This is a genomic window from Methylobacterium sp. Leaf117 (genome assembly GCF_001422985.1).
Taxonomy (GTDB): domain Bacteria; phylum Pseudomonadota; class Alphaproteobacteria; order Rhizobiales; family Beijerinckiaceae; genus Methylobacterium.
The window spans coordinates 1-1,526 of the sequence record NZ_LMNL01000024.1; the positions used below are offsets into that span (position 1 = coordinate 1).

The 1,526-nt window shown below is 58.2% G+C and carries 3 protein-coding genes; 2 read left to right on the forward strand and 1 reads right to left on the reverse strand.

Going from position 1 to position 1,526, the window contains the following annotated elements:
- Positions 1 to 44: 44 nt before the first annotated feature.
- A complete protein-coding gene (locus tag ASF57_RS14355; RefSeq protein ID WP_082503980.1) occupies positions 45 to 239 on the reverse strand; it encodes a MucR family transcriptional regulator in 195 nt (64 codons plus the stop codon).
- 337 nt (positions 240 to 576) lie between these two features.
- Here ASF57_RS14355 and ASF57_RS14360 point away from each other — a divergent pair, with 337 nt between their 5' ends.
- Positions 577 to 1,179 (forward strand): hypothetical protein, encoded by a 603-nt coding sequence (locus ASF57_RS14360; protein ID WP_056484617.1) that lies wholly within the window; start codon positions 577 to 579, stop codon positions 1,177 to 1,179.
- Between the two features lie 6 nt (positions 1,180 to 1,185).
- Complete coding sequence (locus ASF57_RS27275; protein ID WP_280138765.1) at positions 1,186 to 1,320, forward strand: hypothetical protein; 135 nt, start codon at positions 1,186 to 1,188, stop codon at positions 1,318 to 1,320.
- Positions 1,321 to 1,526: the final 206 nt, after the last annotated feature.

The window sequence follows — 1,526 nt, forward strand, 5'->3', positions numbered from 1 at the left end:
CCAGATCAGCCCATTGCGCGTCGCTCAGCATCGTCCCTCCTCCATCAGAGAGACGAAAACGCAAGCCCAGCCAATCTGTTCAGGCGACGACAGGCCCTAAGGGTCTGATGCACGGAGGTAATCAGCTCGCCCAGATCCGCAGGCCGGACAGAGTTCTTGGAGACGTAGGCCGAGACGATGTCGGCTGTCAGGTCGACGTAATCGACTGCGGTTTCTTGGGGCGCGTTTTCTTCGGGCATGTCGAGCACGTGAAATCCTTATGGTCTGATGATCTCGCAATGCCTTACTGTGATCTGCGCCGCGGGCAAACACATTGATTAGGTCCCCTCTCCAATGTAGAGATGTTCGTCACATCTAGATCGTAGGGTCCGCTACCGCGGAGCGTGCCTCTGCTCTTTCAGAGCTGCGGTTGCCGGTCTCGGACCGGGATGAGATTAGAGAAGGTGAAGCTCTTTGAGCCCGTTCGGTGTCGCGCCGGACGGGCTCACTTGTTACCGTAGGGCAATCGCCGAACGTGCGGATCAGCTTCCCAGAGCTTTCGTCGCGTGAGCTTACACCCGGGGCACGGAAGAGACGATGACGAGCTTCTTGAGCTTTGTGGCTGGCGAGGCGCGCACCCATACCGTTGCGCTGCTACGTTTGAACGAAGAGATGGACGATCTTCATGCGGTCGATCAGCTGTATCAGGAACTGCATGCTCACACACGAGAGCACGAGGCCGGCGAGGCCTACATGTTGTATCTGGCCGGCGCTTGCCAGAACCGACTTTACACCTCTGCCCTCGCTTACATGCGCGGACAGCGCAACGACGCCTTCGGCATCTGCCGGTCAGCCGTCGAGGCGGCAATCAACGCGGTGCTGATGCATAAGGGGCATCTGACAAATGAGCGTTTTGAGGAAGGCGGTCGGGCTATGCTCGACCTCTACCGAGAGACTAAGAACCCGACGCACCCAAACTACGTCCCCGAGTTGCTGCCTCTTCATGCTAACCGTGACAGGCTAAGCAAATGGGGGTCGCATGCTGAGTTATCGTCTATCGTGTTCCGGCTGACGGAAGGGCTAGAGACAGGCGAAACTCGGTACTACTTCTTCGAAGCCGCCAAGGATCAGGGTGAGTACCGCAGTCTTTTCCTCACCAACCTGACGCATTTTATCGACGCCCTTGCAGCCTTTGGCTAAATCGGAATGGAACGCGGCAAACCATGGGCGCGGGATTTCCAACGGCAGGTGCGGGATCTCCGCCAGCTCATCGTTGATAAAGTCTCTGCGATCAAGACGCCTGAGGTGTTCGGTGAGATCGTGGAGCTGCCCGAAGCGTAGCGCCCTCCCACGCATTTGCGCACTTATTCCGGCTTTTGGCTTAGGGCCCGATGTACAGAGCTCTTTCCGATCCCGAGCCTAGAGCGGTGTCCGATCGGCTTGAGTCTGTGGGGTTTCGAGGGCGGCGCAGATGTGATTCGATGCGCGGCTTTCCAAGGAGGAGAGCTGGATGCCCTCAGCCCTGTCAGCCGATCTGCGTGAACGCG

Bases quoted from the DNA above. Each gene is read 5' to 3' on its own strand.
- ASF57_RS14360 (WP_056484617.1), top strand. From the start codon at position 577: ATGACGAGCTTCTTGAGCTTTGTGGCTGGCGAGGCGCGCACCCATACC.
- ASF57_RS27275 (WP_280138765.1), top strand. From the start codon at position 1,186: ATGGAACGCGGCAAACCATGGGCGCGGGATTTCCAACGGCAGGTGCGG.
- ASF57_RS14355 (WP_082503980.1), bottom strand. From the start codon at position 239: ATGCCCGAAGAAAACGCGCCCCAAGAAACCGCAGTCGATTACGTCGAC.